The sequence below is a fragment of the Streptomyces sp. NPDC018833 genome, assembly GCF_044390825.1.
In the GTDB taxonomy this organism is placed as follows: Bacteria; Actinomycetota; Actinomycetes; order Streptomycetales; family Streptomycetaceae; genus Streptomyces.
Window position 1 is genome coordinate 13680 of sequence record NZ_JBIRZM010000025.1, and the last position, 21202, is coordinate 34881.

Genomic DNA, 21202 nt, shown 5'->3' on the forward strand with positions numbered 1-21202 from the left:
CGGCGGCGCTCACGCTGGCATTCGTGACCATGGCCGCCACGTGGGCGGCGTACGAGGCCCGTGAGGCTCGTGGTGCCGCACGGTCCCCGCTGCTCCACGCGGCGGAGAACGGCACGACATCACCTTCCCTGCTGTGGAAGGAGACCGGCGACCATGTGCACGACCGGCAGTTCTCCGTCATCTTCATCGAGCCGCTCGTCGCCGATGCGCCGCTGCCTCCCGGAGTGTCCCGCTGGCCCGCACCGGGTGAGGTGCTGCTGTCGCCCGCTCTTCTCGCGGACGGCAAGGACGAGGGGATCGAGGACCGGTACGGAAAACACGTCGGTGTGATCGGCCCCGAAGGGCTGGCCGACCCCGGAGAGCGGCTCGCCTATGTCCGCCCCGCAGAGGGCTTGCTCGGGCGCGACAGCGCCTACGCCGTCTACGGGTTCGGGATGTCGTCGCCCTGGGCGCTCGGCGACGCGGCATCCGTCAAATCCCTGACCGTCTTCCTCAGCATGGTCATCGCCATGCTGCTCGTCCCGGCCGGCCTGCTCACCGTGGTGGCGGCCAGGCTGGGTGCCGCCGGCCGCGACCGGCGAGTCGCGCTGATCGGTGCGCTCGGCGGTTCACGGTGGCAGGTCTCGCTGCTCGGCCTCGGTGAGGCGGCGGTACCGATTCTGCTCGGGGCCGTACTGATCGCGCCTCTGGCCGCGGTCGCGGTCCTCACCGACATCCGTGTGCCGTGGACGGGTTACCTGCTCGGCGCCTCCGACCTCCGGGCACATGCCTCTGTGCTGGCCGGTGCCGCACTCGTGGCACCCATGCTCGTCGCCCTCGCCGTCGTACTGCTCCATCCGCCGGCCGCGCCGGGCCCGAGCACACGTCCACAAGGGCGTCCCCGGTCCCGCGCGGTGAAGGTAATGGCGTGCCTGTGCCCGCTCTTCCTGCTGATCCTCAGCTGGTACCCCGCAGCGGCTGCCGGCTCGGGCGCGACCCCGGAGCTGACCCTGGTCCTCATGACCGGCTCGGTCGGCACCCTCGCCACCCTCCCCGCTGTCGCCGCGCTCCTGATCTCGGCCGCCGGACGGGCTGTGACCGCGATCGGCCGACGACGTGGAGCCCCCGGCACTCTCCTGGCAGGGCGCTGGACCCAGGGCCGGCCCGGTTATCTCACCCGACTCGTGGCCGGCGTTGTGATGGCCGTGGGCTTGCTCTGCCTGGTGCAGGTGTATCCGAGCGTCAACGACCCCTTCGTCCGCGGAGCCCGCGAGGCACGGGCCCAGCTCGGCCTGAGCATGCTGGTGGTCGAGGTCCCTGAGGGAACGCCACCGTCGCATACCGAGTCGTGGCTGCGCGCGCTGCCTGCCGGCGCGCAAACCGTCGCCTACGGCACCTCGATGAGCGGCGAACGTCCGGACGGAGCCATCGGTCCGGGGGAGAGCGTCGAGGTGCGTGCGGACGTCATGGTGCGCGGCGAATGCCCGGCACTTTCGGCACTGGGACTTGCTTGCCCCGAACGAGTGGGAACCGGCTACACCATGGACCCGGCCGATGGCGCCCCGGCACTGCGCCGACTGGTGTCCGACGCGGGCGTGGACCGGATCGACGTTGAACGGGGCTCGGCCGTCGTCGCAGCCGGACAGCTCGTGGTGTTCGACCGGGAGGGATCGGACCTGCCCCTGCACGACCTCAAACGCAGCGCCTACGCCACGGTCGGCCCGCCCGTCACCGTCGAACCGCTCGGCCAGAGCTGGATCGGCGGCGCGCAGCTCCTCTCGGACCAGCTGCGCTGGATCCCCCTGTTCGGAACCCTCGGCGTCCTGCTCGTCGCCCTCGCCGCCACGCTCAACAACCTCGCCGAGGTCATGCGGTTCACCCGTGCCATCGCCCCGGTGAGCGTGCTCGCGGGCAGCAGAAGGGTCTACGCGGCCGTCGCCGCCTGGACGCTGATGGCACCGCTGTGCGTGGCGGCCGCGATGGGCGTGGTGGGCGGCGTGTGGATCACCTTGCCGCTGACGACGCCGCCCCGCAGCGGCGAGCTTCCGGGCTCGACGCTCGCCCTGGTCGTGGGCGCGCTCGTCACGCTGTCCGCGGTGATGGCGATGTTCGCCGCACGCGGCGCCGTACGTGAGTCGGACCGCTGGCGGCCCCATCACGACTGAACCAGCCGAGCTGGTCGTCCACCCTCTGGGCGACCGGCCGCACGGCCAGTGCGCACTCCCGTGCCAACGCCCCCCGACGCGGGAGGAGTCGCGAAGCGCTCCGGCAACCGGCCGGTCGCCAACCACCCCACGAATCAGCCCCGAGATCACCACGAGCTACTTGACGTTCGTCAGGAACCGGGTGGCGTCATGATGTGGCCCGTGACGAAGAGCGCAGACCTGATCCCCACCTCCATACCCGGTTACGACGGCGGCCCCCTCACTCATCGCCGAACTCCTCGACGAGAGGCTGTTCTGGCTCGGACACCTCTATCCCTGCGCACATGACGAGGAGGGCGAGGAGTTGCTGTTCGGCGCGGACCTCGACGCCGCCGGAGACTTCTACCGCGAGCTGTACGAGCGCGCGGACTGGCCCGCCTTCACCGTCCCGCTGGCTGCCGGTCACCGCCTGCACGTCGTCTACCGCACGTTCGATGACGACCCGGGCATCGACTGTCTCGTGCACCACCCCGACTGGGACCGGGCCGAACGCCTCGCAGTGGCCGACGGGCACTTCATGGGCCCTGCCCTGTCCTGGCCCGAGCTGGTGGCCGCCGCGGACAACGGCCTGCCGGGCGGCTCCACCACCGACCCGGAGGCCCGACTTCTGCTCCTGCTGCCCGCGTTGGGCGACGACGACGTACCCGACGACGCCGCCGAGCGCCCGACCTCCGCCCTACGGGCCCTGATCGGTGTCGAGGACCCCGAAGCGCTCGCCGCCGCGCTCCTCGACGGCCAGGGTGCCCCCGGCACCGCGACCTGGACCACGACGGGGGACGGGGTCCGGATCAACGATGGCCCGTACTCTTACCGGAACCCTGCCAACCGCTTCGCCCTGCCGCCCGCCCGACTGGCCCGGGTTTCGGCCGCGCCGGCCTTCTGACTGCCAGGTCGCCAGCTCGCACCACACGGTCTTGCTGCCGGACCCCTGTTCCACACCCCACCGCAGGGTCAGCGCGTCGAGCAGCGCCAGACCCCGGCCGGTCTCGTCGTCGGCGGTGGCTTCGCACAGGACGGGCAGGGCACGCGGGTCGGGGTCGGTGACCTCCAGTCGCGTACGGCCCTGCTCGCGGCCCACCCGAACGGTCACGGGTACGCCCTCGCCAAGATGCCGGACGACGTTCGTCAGTAACTCGCTCGCGCAGAGCTGGAGATCGGCGCAGGGACCGCCCATGTACGCCCGCAGGGCGCTGCGCACTTCGGCAGCGGCCTGCGGGGTGGCGAGCAGCTCCAGCGTCAGGGGTCGTCGCATCACGCGGCTCCCTTGCGGAGGGCGGCGACCAGCGCGCGGGCGGTCGGCAGGTTGCAGTTGCCGAGCGCGATGAGCGGCCGGTTCGGGTACCGGGCGGCGAAGGTCGGCAGGTCGACGCCGAGGGACGGCAGCGTGATGCCGTGTGCGGCGAGGGCGGCTCGCAGCTCCTCGGCACAGGTCTGGGCGTCGGGGTGGTCGTGCATGGGTCACACCTTCCAGTGCGCTCTGTGACGAATCACTCACACACTGCCCACGAGGCGCGTAGCTTGAAAAGTGTTCAGGCTCCCGGCTCTGAACTGCACCAATTCGTGGGAGATGTTGGTACGCGCCGGGGAAAGCCGGGCACCGGGCGGTAAACGGCACCAGGGACGGTGGACGATGGGGCAGCGCAAGGACATCGACGGCTCGGCGAGCGTCCCGACCTTCTACGGCAGCGAGTTGCGCTGGAAACGGGAGGAGGCGGGCCTGACCCTCCAGCAACTGGTCGAGGGCAGCTTCTACGGCCCCAGCCACCTCAGCGAGATCGAACGCGGCACGCGCCGCATGCCGGCGGAACTGGCCGAGCACGTGGACCAGGTGCTCGGGACGGACGGCTTCTTCAAGCGCCGCTGCGAGGACGTGCGGAAAGCGAAACGGCGGGGCCACGCGAGCTACTTCGAGCGGGTGCTGGAGGCGGAGAAGCACGCGGAGACCATCGAGGAGTGGTGCCCGACCCTGATCCCTGGCCTGCTCCAGACCGATGCCTACGCGCGGGCGGTGGTGCGGTCGGCGCACCCGCTGGCCCCCGACGAGGAGGTGGAGGAGAAGGTCAGCGCCCGGATGGCGCGGGCCCGTCTCTTCGAGGACAGCCACAGGACCCCGGAGTACTGGGCGATCCTGCCCGAGTCCCTCCTGCGCCAGCCGATCCTGCCGCCTGAGCAGACGGCCGAGCAGCTGGAACGCATCGCGGCGCTGGCACGTCGCCGCAGGATCGTTCCCCAGATCCTTCCGTGGAACTGCGGGCCGCACCCCCTGATGCTGGGCACGGCGATGGTCATGACCTTCCCCGACGCCCCGCCACTGGTCTACACGGAGGCGCAGTACAGCGGGGACACCATCGACGATCCGGCCCTCGTGAAGCAGTACCGCAAGGCATACGATCGGCTCAGGGCCGCCGCACTGCCACCGGAGGCGTCCCTCGCCCTGATCGAGGAAGCGGCTGAGGATGACCGACATGGCAAGCAACGGGATTGACTTGAGCACCGCCGTCTGGCGCAAGAGCACCTACAGCAACGGCACCGGCGGGGACTGCGTCGAAGTCGCGGAGGCGTTCACGGGCGCGGCCACCTGGCGCAAGAGCACATACAGCAATGGCGACGGCGGAAACTGCGTCGAGGTGTGCGACGCGCACACCGGTGTCGTCCCCGTCCGCGACTCCAAGGTCCCGAGCGGCCCGGTCCTCACGCTCACGGCCCCGGCCTGGTCGTCGTTCGTCAGCGCCTTGAAGGACGGGGCCGTCGGGGCTGCGTAAGCCCAGGGTGGTCAGTCGATGGGCTGGAAGAAGGGGCCTTCGGGAGCGAAGCCGCGCGAGCAGACGCCCACGTCCTCGCCCCTCACATACGCCAGCATCCAGTCGCCGAACGACTTGGCGTACTCCAGGAACTCCCCTTCGTCGCTCTCGTGGACGAAGACCGACCACGCCTCGGACGCGTCCTTGGGGGCCCGGACGAACATGGTCTCCCCCGATGCGGCCGACCCCCAGGGGAACAGCTCCCCCGGGCCCGTACCCACCGGCTGGGTCACCATGTCCTCCGGTGCGTGTGCCCAGGCCTCGATGTCCGACCTGATCAGCCGTCCGAGATTTCCTTGCGCCGCACCCGGATGAGTCGTGTGCACCTGATTGTTGATCCGGACCGGCCCGTACGCGTCGCAGAACTCACGGAAGTCGTCGGGAAACACGATCCCGAGCTCTCCCCACCCGGCCTACGCCGCTCCCCCAGGCGCGGAAGCCGTGAGGTCGTCGTGGATCGAACGCCGGGACCTCGCCGCGCGCAGTCCGAGGAACACCAGCAGTCCGAAGGGCGACAGCAGGATCGTGAAGATCAGCAGTGGCCCCATCAACAGGGCGGAGATCCCAAGCCGTCTGGCCTCCCGGTACATCCACTGCCCGATGAGGAGATCCCAGGCGATGACCTGCGCCCAGATGGCTCCCGCACCGTCCGCGAGTGCCGTCAGGTCGCGGAAGGAATCGATGTCCGGGTTACTGACCGCGGTCCAGAGTTGGGGGAACACAGGGACCACGAGTGCGAGATAGACGAGCAGTACGGGCACCACGGTCAGCGGTGACCCGGCGATACGGGTGGTCGGGCCCCACGCGGGGGCGAAGATCATGAGCAGCCAGACGGGTGCGGCCAGCCAGAAGGAGAGCTCAAAGAGGAATCCGGTCATGACACGGGCTCCTTCGAGGCGCAGGCACCCTCAGCGTCAGTTGTCTCGCCTGGAGAGCGAGTCGGAGCCCGCAGGGATGCGAACGTCCCGAGAACGGCGGCCACCAGGATCAGGCCCGCCGCGCCCAGCGTCGCACCGTCCGGGTGAATCAGCGGCCGGCCCCGCAGCGCCTGCCAGAGGACCAGAGCGAATCCGGCGGCATACACCCCCGAGGCGAGCAACACCAGGCGCAGGCGCACCCGTTCGTCGGTGAGGCGGGTGAAGCGCGGTGCCAGGGCGGTCAGCACCATGACCAGCAGGGGCAGGAGTTGCAGCGCGTGTATGCCGACGAAATGCGGGATCCGCAGATCACCGCCGGCCATCGACCAACCGGTCAGCGGCATCGAGGGACCGCCGTCCGGCACCCCCACGCTGTGCGCACCGACCACTTTGGAGACGCCGCGCCGCTGCCCCGGCGCGGGCTGCGTCATCAGGAATCCGACGGCAGCTCCGGCCAGCGCCAGGACGATGCCGGAGCGCATCGCCCAGGCGGACGCGCGGTCGGCGATTCGGTTGCGGAGCAGCAGTACGGCGACGGCGAGCGTGCCGAGCCACAGGATGACGACCGTGACGGCCATCGCGTTGAACAGGGCCTCGTCGAAGGGCGTTTCGTAGTTGAAGTGGCTGCGCTTCCCGCGCATCGCCTGCGCCGTGATGATGACCATCTCGACGAGGCTCGCCAGCGCGACGACCGTCCCCGCCCACCAGCCCACGCGTCGGCCGCGGGGGAGAAGCGACAGCATCCAGGCCAGGGAGAGGCAGTACGCCACGAAGGAGACCGAGAACTTGAACGGCTTGAACCAGATCGGCGCGCCCACCAGAACGCGGTCGTCGACGACGAGTCCCACGGCGGACAGGACCGCCATCGCCACCATCGCCGCCGAGAACAGCATCAGCGGTCGATGCCATGACCGCCATGGAGCCGAAGGCCGCCACGAGGACGTAGGCCACGAGGACGGAATCGATGAAGACATAGCCCCTCCACTTATGGATAGCGGCACTGTCCGCTATCTGATAGCGCCACTATCTATGATGGGCGCGAAGCCGGCAAGGGCCGGCGCGGCGAACAGGGCGAAGGGCAAGGGGTGAACCGGCCGTGCGCATTGGAGAGTTGAGCCGAAGGACCGGCGTGCCGGTGCCGACGATCAAGTACTACGTCCGTGAAGGGCTGCTGCCTCCGGGAGAGCTGACCAGCCCCAATCAGGCGACCTACGGGGAAGCGCACGAGCGTCGACTGCAACTCATCCGCGCCCTGCTCGATGTGGGCGGCATGAAGGTGGCCGAAATTGCGGACGTACTGGCGGCCATCGACGATCCGGCGCGTCCGCTGCACAAAGTGCTCGGCGCCGCCGCGGACCGCCTCGGCACCGCAGACATCGAGCACGACGACGCCGAGTCGGCGGCCGCGCATGCCTTCGTCGCCGACCTCATCTCCCGGCGTGGCTGGCGGACGCACGAGTCGAACCCCGCCGCGGCCGACCTGTCAAAGGCCCTTGCCGCCATGACCCGCCTGGGGCACGGGGCGTTCGTGGAGGTGCTCGACGACTACGCCGACGCCGCCGAGCAGGTCGCTCGCGCCGACCTCGCGTACGTGGACCGGCGGGTGGCGGTCGAGGACATGGTGGAGAGTGTGGTGATCGGAACCGTACTGGGTGAGGCGGTCTTCAGCGCGCTGCGCAGGCTGGCCCAAGTGGACGCCTCGGCGAAGCTGTACGGCACGGATGGGCCCCCGGAGCGGAAAACGACCTGAGCCGACCGCGAGGGCCTGCCGGTTTGAGCCGTTGTGGTCCCCTTTCCGGGCCGGCAGTTCGGCCTGGCGCGTTCGCCGGCTCCGCCGGGGACGTAGGGCGGGTCTGGCAGGCTTCTGTCAATGAAGGACGACCTGATCGCCACACAGACTCCCAAGTGCCGCATCACCGACCCGGAAAAGGCTCTTGCGGCGCTGGAGCGCGCTGTTCCCGGACTGGCCGACCTCCGCCGGCCAGAGCCCGCTGCGATCGACTGGGCCGTCCTCGAGGGGAGCTTGGGCACCGCGCTTCCCTGCGATTACCAGTACCTCGCGGAGTGGTACCCACCCTTCGCCGTCGGAGGTTTCCTTCTCATCGCTCTTCCCGAGCCGGGCAAGGAACACGACACCCTTCGCGGTATCCGCGACAGCCTCGACGTCCTTGCCGACGCCTGGCTGGAACCCCACATCGGTCTGCGATCCCATCCCGCACCTGGCGGTCTGCTGCCACGGGCGGAGTCGGACGAGAGCGACAAGTTTCTGTGGAGCACCACCGAAGACACCCCGCAGGACTGGATCGTCACGATCGCTTCCCGTAGCGGAGGGTGGTGGCACTACAGCGGCGGCGCGCTTCAGTTCCTCGCCGAGTACTGCGACGGGACGCTGGAGCCCTGGGCGCTGCCGCCGGTCGCCCCCGAAGCGACCCCCTGCGGAGCAGGCGGCAGGGAACGCAGGTCGGGTCACTGACTACGCGGCGGTCCGAGGTGGCCTTCGAGGACGGTCCGAGGGATCTGGGGGCGGCCCCACAGGGCGAGGAGTTCGTTGGCGATGGCCACGATCGGGAACGGGTGACGATCGCCGTGCACCACGATGGCGGCAGCCGACAGGCTGCGCGGCACGGCTCCGGCGTCGAGAAGGACGCGCCACTCGTCCGGCCCGAGTTCCAGGAACTCCAGTCCGGTCAGCTCGGCGATCTCCAGCGGGTCGGCGAGTGTGCCCGGGTAAGCGGTGAGGGTTCGCAGACGGGGCAGCCCGACGACGGGAGCGAGGCTGAGCGGCTCGCCGTCCCATGCGCCGACGCGCAGGACCTCCAGCGCGGGGTCGGCGGCCGCCTGCACACTGTCCAGGCTTCGAATGTTCACCCAGGCCACGACCGGCGGCTCGTCCCGGCGACGGCTCCCTTGCTCCTCCCTGCGCCGGTCCGTCACCAGGTCGGTGAGGGAGTCGGCGAGCAGCTCGGCGCCGATGTACTGCTCGTGGTCGAGCACGATGATCTGCCCGGAGTGTCCGCCCGGGCCCGGTGTCAGGTCGACCGCGATCCGGTCGCCGCCGCCGCTGTCACCGAAGACGATCCAACCCGGTGAGCCGACCAGACCCTGCACCGCGGCGTCGGGCGGGGTGACGACCGCCGATGCCGCCGCGAACCCCCACGGGCACGGACGGGACGCCGCATCGGCGACGTACAGCTCCTCCAGGGCGAAGAGTTCGCAGCCGACCGCCCTGGAGATGCGTTCCGCCGCCTTGTAGTCGTCGCCCCAGTCCTCCCACCGTGCCCGCACCACCCGGTACAGCACCCTGAGTTCGTCGGGCAATGCGATGCCCAGACGCGCTTCCACCGCGGCGATCTCCGCCTCGGTGGCGCCGACGGCGCCGGGAAGTCGCTCGCGAAGCGTGCGCTCCAGGAGTGCCAAGTCCACCGATGGGGCCGGCACTGCCCCGGGCACAGGATCGGGAACGCGGCGCCAAGGCTCGGGGACGGCGTCCTCGACGAGGATCAGCGCCCCCGGGTGCGGACCGCCGAGGCCGGGTTCCACGGCCGGGCTGGATTCGAGCAGGTGGAGCACGGCCTTTCCGGCCGGGGAGATCTCCGCCACGAAGGAGATGCTGTCGACGCCGTTGTCCACGAGCGCGCTCCGCACCCGATTCACCGCGGCGAACTCGTCCTCCATGTCCTCGGCCTGGGCCGCCCGTCCAGGACGTGGATGTGGCCGCCGCAGGGGCACGCTCCAACCGCCCCGGCCGATCCGCCCCGTCACATATCCGCCCGGGGCGGCGAGGCGCTCCGCGTTGGAGGCCCTCAGGAGTCTCAGCAGCGGCTCCCAGGTCGCGAAGTCATGTATCGAGGGCAACGGTGGCCTCCGGTCGTTCCGTTGATCGCAAGGGAAGTGAGTATCGGGCAAAGCCGCCGACCCGGCCGACGCTGGGGCGGCTCAGTCGCCCGAGTATCCGAAGATGCCCAGGTGGGTCGGCTCGTCGCCGGTGTACAGGAGGACGTACACGCCGGTCCACCGCATGCGCACTCGTCGAGCACGGTCTCCTCGGAGGCGGGCGGGATTCTGTTGGCCGCATACGCCTGGGCAAGCACCTCCTCGAAGCGGCCGGGCGTCGGCCGGTCGGTGCCGAAGTGGTGCACGATGCGGTCGTGCGCCAGCGGACGCAGCGTCCCGTAGTCCTCGACGTCGCGCGGCGACGGGGCGGCGCTCGAGTGGACGACGCGCTGGATGTCGAGGATCGAGTGGGTCCCTTCCTCACCCATGAATTCCTCGTCCGCCCACAGGTCCTCAAGGCTCCGGTACGTGTCGTCGTCGCCGTAGAACTCCTGGAAGACCTGCGCGTGCAGGGCCGCCAACGACGCCTCGGCACTGCCTTCGTACGGAGTGACGTACTCCCAACCACTGGCACCCATAGCGCCGCCCCTCCCGCCCGATCTGTGAGACCGGCACCACCTTAGGGAAGACCACTGACACTCCGGCCCGTGCCGGGAAGTCCGACGACCCAAAGCGTCCAGCTGCGCGCTGAGTTCGGGGCTGTCAGTGGGGGCTGTTACCTTCCCGGTGATCACTGAGGAGATTGACGGCCGCCCCCCTGGGTCCAGTTTGACCTGTACCTGACATTCAGTGACGTATGTGCGAACACATCCCGGTCCACCAGGACCGGACCGCTCCCTTTGGAGGAGAAGCTTGATGAGAAGCAGCGCGCTGGGACGCATCCTGGCCCGTACGGCGGCCGTTCTCACGACCGCCGCGACTGTGGCGGTGGCGGCCCCGCTGACGGGCCCCGCGCAGGCCCACGAAGCGGTGACGGGATCGCTCAGCTTCAGCGGCGAGCCGGGCGAGTTCGTCTCCGACGGGCAGTCCCACCAGTACACGGCTGGGGCGGTCGAGATGTTCGACGTCTCGGGACCCACCACCGAGAGCGCGGTGGGCGTCACAGTCGTCACGGCGGAGGGCAAGCGCTGGTCCCTCCACCTGGAAGCTCCCGAGGGCCAGAAGCTGACCGACGGCGCCACCTTCACCGGGGCCTCGCGATGGCCCTACGCCCAGCCGGAGGATCCGAAGCTGGCGTTCGGAGAGACCGACCGCTGGTGCTCCACCAGCACCGGTTCCTTCACCATCTCCCATGTCGCCTACGGCCCCTACGGCTACATACGCGAACTCGACGCCACCTTCGAGCAGTACTGCAACGGCTCCACCGTGCCCCTGCGCGGCGAGGTCCACGCCCGCACCGCCGAGCCGCCGGCGGAGCTGGCCATCGGCCTGAACCTCGACACCACGGGCGAGATCGACACCAAGACGGGCCAGGTCACCGTCGGCGGCACGGTGACCTGCAACAAGCCGGCGCAGATCACCCTCGCCGGCATCGTCTCGCAGACCCAGAAGCGTGAGACGCCGGTCGGCCGGTACGAGGAGCAGACCGTCGCCTGCACCCCCGGGGCCCCCGTCCCGTGGACCGTCTCCCTCGCCAGCATGGAGCCCGGCACCGCCTTCCAGCCCGGCGTCGCCACAGTGCGAGGCTTCGGCAAGGCGGCTGACCGCGACTACCCGGTGACCGTCGACGCCGGCGACAACACCGCCGAGGTCACTCTTCTCAAGTCCTGACCCCCGACGCGGGCCCGGCGTGAGGCCGGGCCCGCCCCGCCGCTGACGCATCGCCGCGCTCATGTGGAACGGCAACACTGAACGAGCTCATTGTCAGTTCGTCCCTTTCTTCCCGTCACTCGCGTGCGCGTCATCCCATGAGGTATAACCGCGGCCCGACTCCACGTGGCCCGCCCGCGCCCTCGATTCGCTTCTGCGGACCGGGATGCCCATGGGTGCCAGGGGATTGCGCGCGCCGGATTTCCGGGCTCCGCAATGGGCAATGTGCGGCGGCGGGGCAGAGGGACGGCAGGCATGGAACCGAGGGAGGGGGCCTGCCGCTCATCGGGGTGCGGTCGCGGCAGACGTCCGGGACCGCACCCCGGTGGGGCAACGCACAGCACACCCCGCCCGGGACGACGTCCGGCGTCATCGCCGACGACGCCCGGCATATCGGCTGCGGCTCACCGTGCCGTCCGGCCGGCCGCCGTCCGGGGCGTCATCGCGCCGCGGCCTCCTCCTCGAAGTCCTCCCCAGGGAAGCCCTCGTCCCCCAAGTCGCCCCCGGGGAAGCCCCCCTCCTCGACGTCCGGCCCCGGGACGTCCTCGTCCCCGAACGCCTCGTCCGGTGCCACCCCGCCGAAGGAGCCCCCCATCAGCTCGTCCATGGTCACCTCGGTGGCGCCGACCGGAGCCGCGGGTGCCGTGGCGGTGATGTGCTCGGTGCCGCCCTTGCCCCCGGGAGGCCGGCGGCCGGCCTGGACGGGTCTCGACCTATGGCCGGGCGCGCGCCCTGCGGGAGAGCGCCGCGCGCAGCACCCGCCGGCCCTCGGTGGACAGGTCCATGGCGCGGCGCAGACCGGTGCCGCCCTCGGTGGCGGTGAGGATCTCCAGGATCTGGATCTGACGCCGCCGCTCCCCCGCGACGAGGGGACCGCCTTCGCCGTCCGACGGGTCGAGGTCCTGGTGGACCTCGAGGGCCAGGGTGGAGCAGGCCGTCGCCCACTCGGCGAGGTGCCCGGCCACCCATTCCGAGGGCGCCGCGCCGATCATGCGCCGTACGGGCGCGGCCGCCTGGTCCGCCGAGGGGACGGCGTCGAGCGCGGCCCTCGCGTCGGCGAGCCGTTCGGTCCAGCCGTCCTCGCCCGCGGCGATGCCCGACCAGAGGGGGCGGAGCGCATCCGACTCGTCGGTGAGCAGCGGCAGGCAACGGTCCAGACAGGCGAGCCCGCTCGCGGCGAGAGCGCGCTCATCCGCCTCGGCGATCAGTTCCGTCAGGCTATTCGACGTCATTGGGACGCCTCCCCTCGCGGACGAAGTCACTCCTCTTACTGCGCCCGCTGGCTCGATAACGTCACTCCGTGGCCAGAACGTTACCGTCTGCTCGGTCTGTTCGCACGCGATTGCGCCACGCCTCTGTTACTTTCCCTCCACAGGGAACGCGGCCCGCCCGCACGGCAGTTGGCCCGGTCTCGCGGACCCGCGGTGTGAGCCCGCACACCCCCGGGCGGACTCACACCGCGGCCGTCCCCCTCGACTGCTGCAGGGCCTTGGTGTGCTGCATATGTCCCCGCGACGGCCGCCGTCCAGCGAGTCGGGCGCGGTCAGCCCAGCTTCTGCGCCAGCGACTCGAAGGTCTGCCAGTTCCGCGACGGCTGCCGCGGGTCCCACAGTTTCTGTGCCGTCGCCTGGAGCGGGCGGCGGATGCCCGACGCGACCTGGTCCTGGGTCTGGGCGTTGGCGAGGTCGCACCAGACCGCGAAACGGCCGCCCAGTATCTGCGACGAGTACCGCTGCGGCACCGGCTCGGTGCCGCGCAGCACCAGTGGCGTCCACTCCTCGTAGATGCGGCGGCCCGTCGGGTACGTGAACTGGTTGGGCTGGCCGAGCACGTAGTAGAGGTACTCGTCGTTGAGGTTCACGAGCTTGCGGCCCTCGGCCAGGTACTCGACCGGCGGGCGGGCCCCGATCTCCCTGCCCGTCCAGTACTCGACCTCGATGCTCTTGTCGGCGGTGACCACTCCCCCGGCGAAGAAGCCGTCGTTCCATGCCTTGGGCTGCTTCTTCTGGGCACGCACCACGGCCGCGCGGTCGTTCAGCCAGCCCTCGGCCAGGTCCTGGACGCCGGCGCCGGCGCCGTACTTCTGCCGCGCGGCCGTCGCCAGCTGCGGGTACGAGGCGGCCGGGTCGCTCACGGTCAGCGCCTGGTACTCGTCGGCGCCCACATGGAACCAGGCCCCGCCGAACAGGTCGGTGTACTCGCGCAGCAGATCGTCGATGATCTTCGCCGACTCGGGCTTCGAGATGTCGATCGCGCCCTGCCGCGGCACGCCCTGGACGTTGCGCAACCGCAGCTGCGGATAAGCGCGCAGCACGGCCCCCAGGTGTCCCGGAGAGTCGATCTCGCCGACGACCGTGATGTGCAGCCGAGCGGCGAGCGCCAGGATGCGGCGGACCTCGTCCTTGGTCATGTGCGGCTGGGAGACGATCTCCGGGTGCGAGTCGGACTCGATACGGAAGGCCTGGTCGTCGGAGAAGTGCAGTCCGAGCTGGTTCAGCTTGAGGTCGGCCATCTCGCGCAGCCGGTCCTCGATCCACCCAGGTGTGAAGTGCTTGCGGGCTATGTCGACGTTCAGCCCGCGCTGGGGGCGGTCGGGCCGGTCCCGTACGACACCTTCGGGCATCGCACCGCCGGAGCGCACGGCCTGTTTGAGCGTGCGGGTCCCGTAGAAGACGCCGGCCTGGTCGGGACCGGTGATGCGGACCCGTCCGCCGCTGGTGGTCAGGGTGTACGACTCGGCGGGGCCGCTCCCCGCGAGCGCCAGCTCCACGTCGCCGGGGCGGGCCGCGTTCGTCCCCCGGAAGCCGAGCCTGAGCTCCTGGGCTATCAGCCGGCCCTCGTCCGCCAGCTCCTCGTTGCCCTTGGCCACGACGACGGCGCTGTTCGCGGTACGGCTCCAGCCGGGGCCGCGGGCGGCCTGGTGGTCACGTATGGAGGGGATCGTGGCGGGCGGTTTCGACAGGGCGTAGCTGCGCGTGGGGCTGGGTGAGGGTGTGGGGGAAGGGGAGGTGGGCGCGGCCCGGTCGGGGGCCCCACCGGATGCGGCCGGCCGGTCCTCGGAGCAGCTGGTCGCGGTCACCGACAGGACGGCGACCACGGCGGCCACCACCCCGGCGACGTGCGTCTTTCGAGAACGACCCATCGAGCGACCCATGATGCGCAAACCTCCCGGAAGCGGTGAAACCTGGATGAAGCACCCCTATGCATCCACTCTCAGCGTCCACCCCCGGCGTCCATCACATGAGTCCAAACTCTCCCGTTCGGGTGAAATTCGCGCATCGGCCGGACAGCTCTCGCCACACATCGATAGCGTGGCGACCCACCCTTCCCCCTCTTCCCAGCCGTCCCGCTGGCTTCTCGAGGAGTCCGACGCTGTCCAGCGAGTCCCACGCCGGCACCCCTGAACGGCCGCCGACACTCCACCACGCCCGGAGCCGGCACCGGAGCCACACCCCCGGCAACACTCCGAGCCGCGCCCTGGGCGCCCTCGCTCCCTCGCCCATATCGCCCCAGCGCGCCACGCCGCGCGGCCTCGCGCACTTCAACAGCGCACCGGCCGAGGCTGCCGAGGCGATTCTGCTCGACTGCTGCGGCAGTCTCCGCTGGGCCCGCCGGGTCGTCGCCCACCGCCCCTACCCGGACCTGGAGGCGCTCCTCGCCGCCTGCGACGAGGCCGGATACGACCTCACCCCCGCCGACGTGCACGAAGCACTGGTCCGCGAGTCCTCCGCCGGGCTGCACCACGACGCGCCCCAGGCAGCGCACACCGCACTGGCGGCCGCGCACGCGGCCTACGAGAGCCGATTCGGACATGCGTTCGTCATCTGCCTCGACCGGTACGGCCCGAACGAACATCTCGATCAACTACTCGGCGGTATCCGAAGCCGACTGTCCCACGAACCTGACGAAGAACGGTCGGTTTCCGCCGGCGAACTGCGCGCCCTCGCCCGCTCCCGAGTGGCGCGATCCCTGGCCTACCGGTCGTGATCCGACGTCACAGATGTGGCGGAAATGCGCCGCGCCTAGCCCGTCCGGGCTTTTTGGCTGCCTGTTTGATCACACCTGTGGACCCCGAGCGAACGAACCGACAACACGTCGCTACGATGGCCGGGGCCGGTGGACCGTACCCGGCCGGGCCAGACCGACACCCCAAGCCGGCAGGCCCCAATCCCCGCTCCCGGAGGGTTCTTCCGTGCCGGCTGGAACGCTGTACCGCGGCCGGGAAGGAATGTGGTCCTGGGTGGCTCACCGAGTCACCGGCGTCCTCATCTTCTTCTTCCTGTTCGTACACGTGCTGGACACCGCGCTCGTCCGCGTCTCCCCCGAGGCGTACGACGAGGTCGTCGCCACCTACAAGACGCCGATCGTCGCGCTTCTCGAATACGGCCTCGTCGCCGCGATTCTCTTCCACGCGCTCAACGGCCTGCGTGTCATCGCCGTGGACTTCTGGTCCAAGGGCCCGCGCTACCAGAAGCAGATGTTCTGGTCCGTGATGGCCGTCTGGATTGTCCTGATGGCCGGAGCGCTCTACCCGGTGCTCGGCCACGCCGCTCGTGAACTGTTCGGGAGCTGAGGCGAGAGATGTCCACTGAGGTTTCTTCCGCGATCGGCGAGGTCGAGGGCGGCCGCGTCTACGATGTCGACAACCCGGCCCCGTACATCGAGGCCCCGCGCAAGCGCACCAAGAAGACCCCGAAGGCGACCCGGGGCAACTTCGAGATGGCCGCATGGCTCTTCATGCGCCTCTCGGGCGTCGTCCTCGTCGTCCTGGTCATCGGCCACCTGCTGATCCAGCTGGTGCTCGACGGCGGCGTCTCCAAGATCGGCTTCGCCTTCGTGGCCGGCCGCTGGGCGTCCCCGTTCTGGCAGACCTGGGACCTGCTGATGCTGTGGCTTGCCATGCTCCACGGCGCCAACGGCCTCCGTACCGTCATCAATGACTACGCGGAGCGCGCGAACACGCGTCTGTGGCTCAAGGGCCTGCTGTACACCGCCACGGTGTTCACCATCCTTCTGGGCACGCTGGTGATCTTCACCTTCGACCCGAACATCCGCTAGGCACGGGGCTGAGGTAATCCACTCATGAAGATCCACAAGTACGACACCGTCATCGTCGGCGCCGGTGGCGCCGGCATGCGCGCCGCCATCGAGGCGACGAAGCGCAGCCGCACCGCCGTGCTGACGAAGCTCTACCCGACCCGCTCCCACACGGGCGCCGCGCAGGGCGGCATGGCCGCCGCGCTCGCCAACGTGGAGGAGGACAACTGGGAGTGGCACACCTTCGACACGGTCAAGGGCGGTGACTACCTGGTCGACCAGGACGCCGCCGAGATCCTGGCGAAGGAGGCCATCGACGCCGTCCTCGACCTGGAGAAGATGGGCCTGCCGTTCAACCGCACCCCGAACGGCACCATCGACCAGCGCCGCTTCGGCGGCCACTCCCGCAACCACGGCGAGGCGCCGGTCCGCCGCTCCTGCTACGCCGCGGACCGCACCGGCCACATGATCCTCCAGACGCTGTACCAGAACTGCGTCAAGGAGGGTGTGGAGTTCTTCAACGAGTTCTACGTCCTCGACCAGCTGATCACCGAGGTCGACGGCGTCCGGACGTCCGCCGGTGTGGTCGCCTACGAGCTGGCCACCGGCGAGATCCACGTCTTCCAGGCGAAGGCCGTGATCTACGCGTCCGGCGGCACCGGCAAGTTCTTCAAGGTGACCTCCAACGCGCACACCCTGACCGGTGACGGCCAGGCCGCCTGCTACCGCCGCGGGCTGCCGCTGGAGGACATGGAGTTCTTCCAGTTCCACCCGACGGGCATCTGGCGCATGGGCATCCTGCTGACGGAGGGCGCCCGTGGTGAGGGCGGCATCCTCCGCAACAAGGACGGCGAGCGCTTCATGGAGAAGTACGCGCCCGTCATGAAGGACCTCGCGAGCCGTGATGTCGTCTCGCGCTCCATCTACACGGAGATCCGCGAAGGCCGCGGCTGCGGCCCCGAGGGCGACCACGTCTACCTGGACCTGACCCACCTGCCGCCGGAGCAGCTGGACGCCAAGCTTCCGGACATCACGGAGTTCGCGCGGACCTACCTCGGCATCGAGCCCTACACGGACCCGATCCCGATCCAGCCGACCGCGCACTACGCCATGGGCGGCATCCCGACCAACGTCGAGGGTGAGGTCCTGGCCGACAACACCACCGTCGTCCCCGGCCTGTACGCCGCCGGCGAGGTCGCCTGTGTCTCCGTGCACGGCGCCAACCGCCTCGGCACCAACTCACTCCTGGACATCAACGTCTTCGGCAAGCGGGCCGGGATCGCCGCCGCCGAGTACTCGGCGAAGGCCGACTACGTCGAGCTGCCCGAGGACCCCGCCTCCTTCGTCCAGGAGCAGGTCGAGCGGCTGCGCAACTCCACCGGCACCGAGCGGGTCTCGGTGCTGCGCCGTGAGCTGCAGGAGACGATGGACGCCAACGTGATGGTGTTCCGCACCGAGCAGACGATCAAGACGGCGGTCGAGAAGATCGCCGAGCTGCGCGAGCGCTACCTGAACGTGTCCGTCCAGGACAAGGGCAAGCGGTTCAACACGGACCTGCTGGAGGCCATCGAGCTGGGCAACCTGCTCGACCTGGCCGAGGTCATGGCCGTCTCGGCCCTGGCGCGCAAGGAATCCCGCGGCGGTCACTACCGCGAGGACTTCCCCAACCGCGACGACGTCAACTTCATGCGCCACACCATGGCGTACCGCGAGGTGGGCGACGACGGCTCCGAGACCGTCCGTCTCGACTACAAGCCGGTTGTCCAGACCCGCTACCAGCCGATGGAGCGTAAGTACTGATGGCTACCCCGACCCTGGAGAAGCGGGAAGCCGGCTTCGCCGACTCCCCGTACATCACCGCCACCTTCCGGATCCGCCGCTTCAACCCCGAGGTGTCGGAGCACGCGGTCTGGGAGGACTTCCAGATCGAGATCGACCCCAAGGAGCGCGTCCTCGACGCCCTCCACAAGATCAAGTGGGACGTCGACGGCTCGCTCACCTTCCGCCGCTCCTGCGCGCACGGCATCTGCGGCTCCGACGCGATGCGGATCAACGGCAAGAACAGGCTCGCCTGCAAGACGCTGATCAAGGACATCAACCCGGAGAAGCCCATCACGATCGAGGCCATAAAGGGCCTGACGGTCCTCAAGGACCTGGTCGTGGACATGGAGCCGTTCTTCCAGGCCTACCGCGACGTGATGCCGTTCCTGGTCACCAAGGGGAACGAGCCGACGCGTGAGCGGCTGCAGTCCGCCGAGGACCGCGAGCGCTTCGACGACACCACCAAGTGCATCCTGTGCGCCGCGTGCACGTCCTCGTGCCCGGTGTTCTGGAACGACGGCCAGTACTTCGGCCCGGCGGCGATCGTCAACGCGCACCGCTTCATCTTCGATTCGCGTGACGAGGCGGGCGAGCAGCGCCTGGAGATCCTCAACGACAAGGACGGTGTGTGGCGTTGCCGCACCACGTTCAACTGCACGGACGCCTGCCCTCGTGGTATCGAGGTCACCAAGGCGATCCAGGAAGTCAAGCGCGCGCTGATCACGCGCCGCTTCTGACACCACTGTCCATCATGTGACGTGGTGTCAAGGGCCTCGACTCCCGGCCGTGGAGTCGGGGCCCTGCCCGTATCGCCGTACGGGCTTCACCGACCGGGGGCGGACCTGGCAGGATCGTGGGACGTCTGACGTGACGCAGCAGGAAAGCGGGGACGAAATGACCGAGCCCAATCCGTACAGGGACGGGGAGCCGGAGTACCAGTGGGGGCCGACCCAGCCGCCGGGAACGCCGGCGTACGGCTACCCGAACGCGGCGCCGGGCTACGGCTATCCCCAGGATCCGACCCCTCCCTACGCCCAGACGCAGCCCGCCGGTGTGCCGGTGCCGGTCACGGGCGGCGTGCCCGCCGCGACGGGGGGCGCGCCGCTGGTGTCGATCGGTGACATCACCGTCATGGGCGATTCCATCGTGACGCCCGCGGGGACGATGCCGCTGCGCGGCGCGGTGTGGAACGCGACGGACATGTCGCGTACGGAGGAGAAGATCCCGACGCACGCGATCGTGCTCGCCATCGTCTTCTTCATCTTCTGCCTGCTGGGCCTGCTCTTCCTCCTGATGAAGGAGAAGCAGACGACCGGCTTCATCCAGGTCTCGGTGACCAGCGGTGGCAAGCACCACTCGACGATGATCCCGGCCCGCGGCCCCGAGACGTTCCAGCAGGTGATGGGGCAGATCAACTACGCGCGCTCGCTGAGCAGCATGTAGCACCGGGCGGCTGACCGCCCCCTCATGGCGCGAGGGCACGCCGAATCCGTCTCAGCGTCACCGTGTGGGAGACACGGTCGGCGAGCCGGGACAGTTCCGCGTGCCCGGCGCCGCCCTCCATGCGGGCCAGGGCCAGGACCGCGGGCACCGGCGACGACGGCCTTGACGGGCGGTCGTTCGACGAGGGCGCGGCCTCGACGAGGGCGTCGGCGAACGCCCTGCGCCGCGCCTCGGGCATGGCACGCAACCGCGACACCGCGCCGTACCCCTCGCAGCCGTTCGCGTAGAGCAGGTGGGCCACCAGCGCACCGGGGTCGCCTTCAGCGGCGAGACGCCCCACGGAGTCGATCCGGTCCTGGCTCTCCCACGGCGACGGCAGATACGCCACAGCTCCAGGTCCCGGGGCGTGGCCGCCCGCCCCAGACGCCGTCCCGCCGACGAAGGTCACAGTTGCCATGTCCGAACTCTAGGACCGGCCACTGACATTCAGGCCGGACGGAAGCTCCCCCAGCGGGGAGAAACCGACCAGGGCCGCGCTCGTTCGATGCCGAGGGCGTCCATCAGTTCCAGGACGTCACCGGCGTCGGTGACGGGAGGTCGGCCACCGGTGTGGCGCCGTAGCCACGGAGGTCGCAGCGCACCACGCGGTGCCCGGCGGCCGAGAGCGCCTGGAAGTGGGCGTCCCACATCCGGGGGTCGCACACGGACGGGTGGAGCAGGACGACGGCCGGTGAAGGCTGCCCCGCGTCGTAAGAGAGCGTCATCCGGACGAGGTCAGGGCCCGGCCCACTGCGTGCGCTCACCTTTCCCGCCCGCCCACGCCGGGGGAGAACCGTGACTTGAACATGTTCAAAGGCGGGTCTACAGTCATACCCATCAGCTTTTGAACATGTTCAAGGGAGGGTGGGGCATGGACCTCACTGTTGTCGCGTACGTCGTCTACCTGCTGATCAGCGTCGGGCTCACCGCCTGGGTCGCGCGCACACTCAGCAAGAACGGCCGGATCTTCCTCGCCGACGTGCTCAAGGGGGACGAGAAACTCGCGGACGCCGTGAACCACCTCCTGGTGGTCGGCTTCTACCTCGTGAACCTCGGCTTCATCGCGCTCTACCTCAAGTCCGCCGACCAGATCACCGAGACGCGCGGTCTCTTCGAGGCCCTGTCGGTCAAGATCGGAGTCGTCCTGCTCGTCCTCGGCATCATGCACCTCGGCAACGTCTACGTGCTCAACAAGATCCGCCGCCGTCGGGTGATGGAGCGCGAGCAGACCCCGCCGGTCGGACCCCAGGGCTGGACACCGCAGGCGCCCGTGGGCCCGTGGGCGGCACCCGCCACCCGTCCCACCGGAGCGTGACCC

The 21202-nt window shown here is 69.8% G+C and carries 25 protein-coding genes and 1 pseudogene; 14 read left to right on the forward strand and 12 right to left on the reverse strand.

Annotated features, from left to right (window positions below; all coding sequences use genetic code 11):
- Nucleotides 1-23 precede the first annotated feature (23 nt).
- On the forward strand, nt 24-2144 hold the full coding sequence (locus ACH5AF_RS33310) for a hypothetical protein (RefSeq protein WP_398907014.1): 2121 nt from the start codon (nt 24-26) through the stop codon (nt 2142-2144).
- 343 nt (nt 2145-2487) lie between these two features.
- Nucleotides 2488-3066, forward strand: coding sequence for a hypothetical protein (locus ACH5AF_RS33315; RefSeq protein WP_398907016.1), 579 nt, complete (start codon nt 2488-2490; stop codon nt 3064-3066).
- An 84-nt stretch (nt 3067-3150) separates the two neighbouring features.
- Here ACH5AF_RS33315 and ACH5AF_RS33320 read toward each other — a convergent pair.
- Nucleotides 3151-3435: pseudogene (locus ACH5AF_RS33320) on the reverse strand (ATP-binding protein); the annotation flags it as partial.
- On the reverse strand, nt 3435-3638 hold the full coding sequence (locus ACH5AF_RS33325) for a hypothetical protein (RefSeq protein WP_398907017.1): 204 nt from the start codon (nt 3636-3638) through the stop codon (nt 3435-3437). The gene ACH5AF_RS33325 and the pseudogene ACH5AF_RS33320, both read right to left, overlap by 1 nt.
- Nucleotides 3639-3813: 175 nt before the next feature.
- Between ACH5AF_RS33325 and ACH5AF_RS33330 the strand changes: the two genes are divergently transcribed.
- Both ACH5AF_RS33330 and ACH5AF_RS33335 read left to right on the forward strand, forming a co-directional pair.
- Nucleotides 3814-4668 (forward strand): helix-turn-helix domain-containing protein, encoded by an 855-nt coding sequence (locus ACH5AF_RS33330; protein WP_398907019.1) that lies wholly within the window; start codon nt 3814-3816, stop codon nt 4666-4668.
- Nucleotides 4649-4945 (forward strand): DUF397 domain-containing protein, encoded by a 297-nt coding sequence (locus tag ACH5AF_RS33335; protein WP_398907021.1) that lies wholly within the window; start codon nt 4649-4651, stop codon nt 4943-4945. The genes ACH5AF_RS33330 and ACH5AF_RS33335 overlap by 20 nt, the downstream gene beginning before the upstream one ends.
- Nucleotides 4946-4956: 11 nt before the next feature.
- Here the strand turns inward: ACH5AF_RS33335 and ACH5AF_RS33340 are convergent, their stop codons facing one another.
- The 3 genes from ACH5AF_RS33340 to ACH5AF_RS33350 are packed head-to-tail and all read right to left on the reverse strand — an operon-like array spanning nt 4957 to nt 6794.
- Nucleotides 4957-5373, reverse strand: coding sequence for an SMI1/KNR4 family protein (locus tag ACH5AF_RS33340; protein ID WP_398907023.1), 417 nt, complete (start codon nt 5371-5373; stop codon nt 4957-4959).
- A 24-nt stretch (nt 5374-5397) separates the two neighbouring features.
- Nucleotides 5398-5862 (reverse strand): ABA4-like family protein, encoded by a 465-nt coding sequence (locus ACH5AF_RS33345; RefSeq protein ID WP_398907025.1) that lies wholly within the window; start codon nt 5860-5862, stop codon nt 5398-5400.
- Nucleotides 5859-6794 carry a hypothetical protein gene (locus ACH5AF_RS33350; RefSeq protein ID WP_398907026.1) on the reverse strand — a complete coding sequence of 312 codons (936 nt, stop codon included), beginning with the start codon at nt 6792-6794 and terminating at the stop codon, nt 5859-5861. Before ACH5AF_RS33350 ends, ACH5AF_RS33345 begins: the two co-directional genes overlap by 4 nt.
- Before the next feature lie 203 nt (nt 6795-6997).
- On the opposite strand from ACH5AF_RS33350, the gene ACH5AF_RS33355 reads away from it, so the two are divergent.
- Nucleotides 6998-7651, forward strand: coding sequence for a MerR family transcriptional regulator (locus ACH5AF_RS33355; protein ID WP_398907028.1), 654 nt, complete (start codon nt 6998-7000; stop codon nt 7649-7651).
- Between the two features lie 120 nt (nt 7652-7771).
- A complete protein-coding gene (locus ACH5AF_RS33360) occupies nt 7772-8374 on the forward strand; it encodes an SMI1/KNR4 family protein (RefSeq protein ID WP_398907030.1) in 603 nt (200 codons plus the stop codon).
- Here ACH5AF_RS33360 and ACH5AF_RS33365 read toward each other — a convergent pair.
- Both ACH5AF_RS33365 and ACH5AF_RS33370 read right to left on the reverse strand, forming a co-directional pair.
- Nucleotides 8368-9756, reverse strand: coding sequence for an SMI1/KNR4 family protein (locus tag ACH5AF_RS33365; RefSeq protein WP_398907032.1), 1389 nt, complete (start codon nt 9754-9756; stop codon nt 8368-8370). The two genes, ACH5AF_RS33360 and ACH5AF_RS33365, sit on opposite strands and share 7 nt — an antisense overlap.
- A complete protein-coding gene (locus tag ACH5AF_RS33370; RefSeq protein ID WP_398907034.1) occupies nt 9714-10313 on the reverse strand; it encodes a hypothetical protein in 600 nt (199 codons plus the stop codon). Before ACH5AF_RS33370 ends, ACH5AF_RS33365 begins: the two co-directional genes overlap by 43 nt.
- Before the next feature lie 277 nt (nt 10314-10590).
- Between ACH5AF_RS33370 and ACH5AF_RS33375 the strand changes: the two genes are divergently transcribed.
- Nucleotides 10591-11505, forward strand: a complete 915-nt coding sequence (locus tag ACH5AF_RS33375) for a hypothetical protein (RefSeq protein WP_398907036.1) — start codon at nt 10591-10593, stop codon at nt 11503-11505.
- 478 nt (nt 11506-11983) lie between these two features.
- Here ACH5AF_RS33375 and ACH5AF_RS33380 read toward each other — a convergent pair whose 3' ends face one another.
- From ACH5AF_RS33380 to ACH5AF_RS33390, 3 genes are all read right to left on the reverse strand, one after another.
- Nucleotides 11984-12151, reverse strand: coding sequence for a hypothetical protein (locus ACH5AF_RS33380; protein WP_398907038.1), 168 nt, complete (start codon nt 12149-12151; stop codon nt 11984-11986).
- A gap of 106 nt (nt 12152-12257) precedes the next feature.
- Entirely contained in the window at nt 12258-12776 is a 519-nt protein-coding gene (locus tag ACH5AF_RS33385; RefSeq protein WP_398907040.1) for a hypothetical protein, read from the reverse strand.
- Nucleotides 12777-13087: 311 nt separating this feature from the next.
- Nucleotides 13088-14686, reverse strand: coding sequence for a glycoside hydrolase family 20 protein (locus tag ACH5AF_RS33390; RefSeq protein WP_398907042.1), 1599 nt, complete (start codon nt 14684-14686; stop codon nt 13088-13090).
- A gap of 122 nt (nt 14687-14808) precedes the next feature.
- Between ACH5AF_RS33390 and ACH5AF_RS33395 the strand changes: the two genes are divergently transcribed.
- The 6 genes from ACH5AF_RS33395 (at nt 14809) to ACH5AF_RS33420 (ending at nt 19845) form a co-directional block, all read left to right on the forward strand.
- A complete protein-coding gene (locus tag ACH5AF_RS33395) occupies nt 14809-15531 on the forward strand; it encodes a 2-oxo-4-hydroxy-4-carboxy-5-ureidoimidazoline decarboxylase (RefSeq protein ID WP_398907044.1) in 723 nt (240 codons plus the stop codon).
- Nucleotides 15532-15736: 205 nt separating this feature from the next.
- Entirely contained in the window at nt 15737-16117 is a 381-nt protein-coding gene (gene sdhC, locus ACH5AF_RS33400) for a succinate dehydrogenase, cytochrome b556 subunit (RefSeq protein ID WP_398907046.1), read from the forward strand.
- 8 nt (nt 16118-16125) lie between these two features.
- Entirely contained in the window at nt 16126-16602 is a 477-nt protein-coding gene (locus ACH5AF_RS33405) for a succinate dehydrogenase hydrophobic membrane anchor subunit (RefSeq protein WP_398907048.1), read from the forward strand.
- Nucleotides 16603-16626: 24 nt separating this feature from the next.
- Complete coding sequence (sdhA, locus tag ACH5AF_RS33410; protein ID WP_398907049.1) at nt 16627-18381, forward strand: succinate dehydrogenase flavoprotein subunit; 1755 nt, start codon at nt 16627-16629, stop codon at nt 18379-18381.
- Nucleotides 18381-19139: a succinate dehydrogenase iron-sulfur subunit gene (locus tag ACH5AF_RS33415; protein WP_398907051.1), complete on the forward strand. Its 759-nt coding sequence runs from the start codon at nt 18381-18383 to the stop codon at nt 19137-19139. The genes sdhA and ACH5AF_RS33415 overlap by 1 nt, the downstream gene beginning before the upstream one ends.
- Before the next feature lie 157 nt (nt 19140-19296).
- Nucleotides 19297-19845, forward strand: a complete 549-nt coding sequence (locus ACH5AF_RS33420) for a hypothetical protein (RefSeq protein WP_398907129.1) — start codon at nt 19297-19299, stop codon at nt 19843-19845.
- 22 nt (nt 19846-19867) lie between these two features.
- Here the strand turns inward: ACH5AF_RS33420 and ACH5AF_RS33425 are convergent, their stop codons facing one another.
- Nucleotides 19868-20302, reverse strand: coding sequence for a hypothetical protein (locus ACH5AF_RS33425; RefSeq protein ID WP_398907053.1), 435 nt, complete (start codon nt 20300-20302; stop codon nt 19868-19870).
- Between the two features lie 103 nt (nt 20303-20405).
- A complete protein-coding gene (locus ACH5AF_RS33430; RefSeq protein WP_398907055.1) occupies nt 20406-20609 on the reverse strand; it encodes an alpha/beta fold hydrolase in 204 nt (67 codons plus the stop codon).
- 146 nt (nt 20610-20755) lie between these two features.
- On the opposite strand from ACH5AF_RS33430, the gene ACH5AF_RS33435 reads away from it, so the two are divergent.
- The gene (locus ACH5AF_RS33435) at nt 20756-21199 is read left to right on the forward strand and encodes a hypothetical protein (protein ID WP_398907057.1); all 444 of its coding nucleotides are present in this window, start codon (nt 20756-20758) and stop codon (nt 21197-21199) included.
- The last annotated feature ends 3 nt before the right edge of the window (nt 21200-21202 follow it).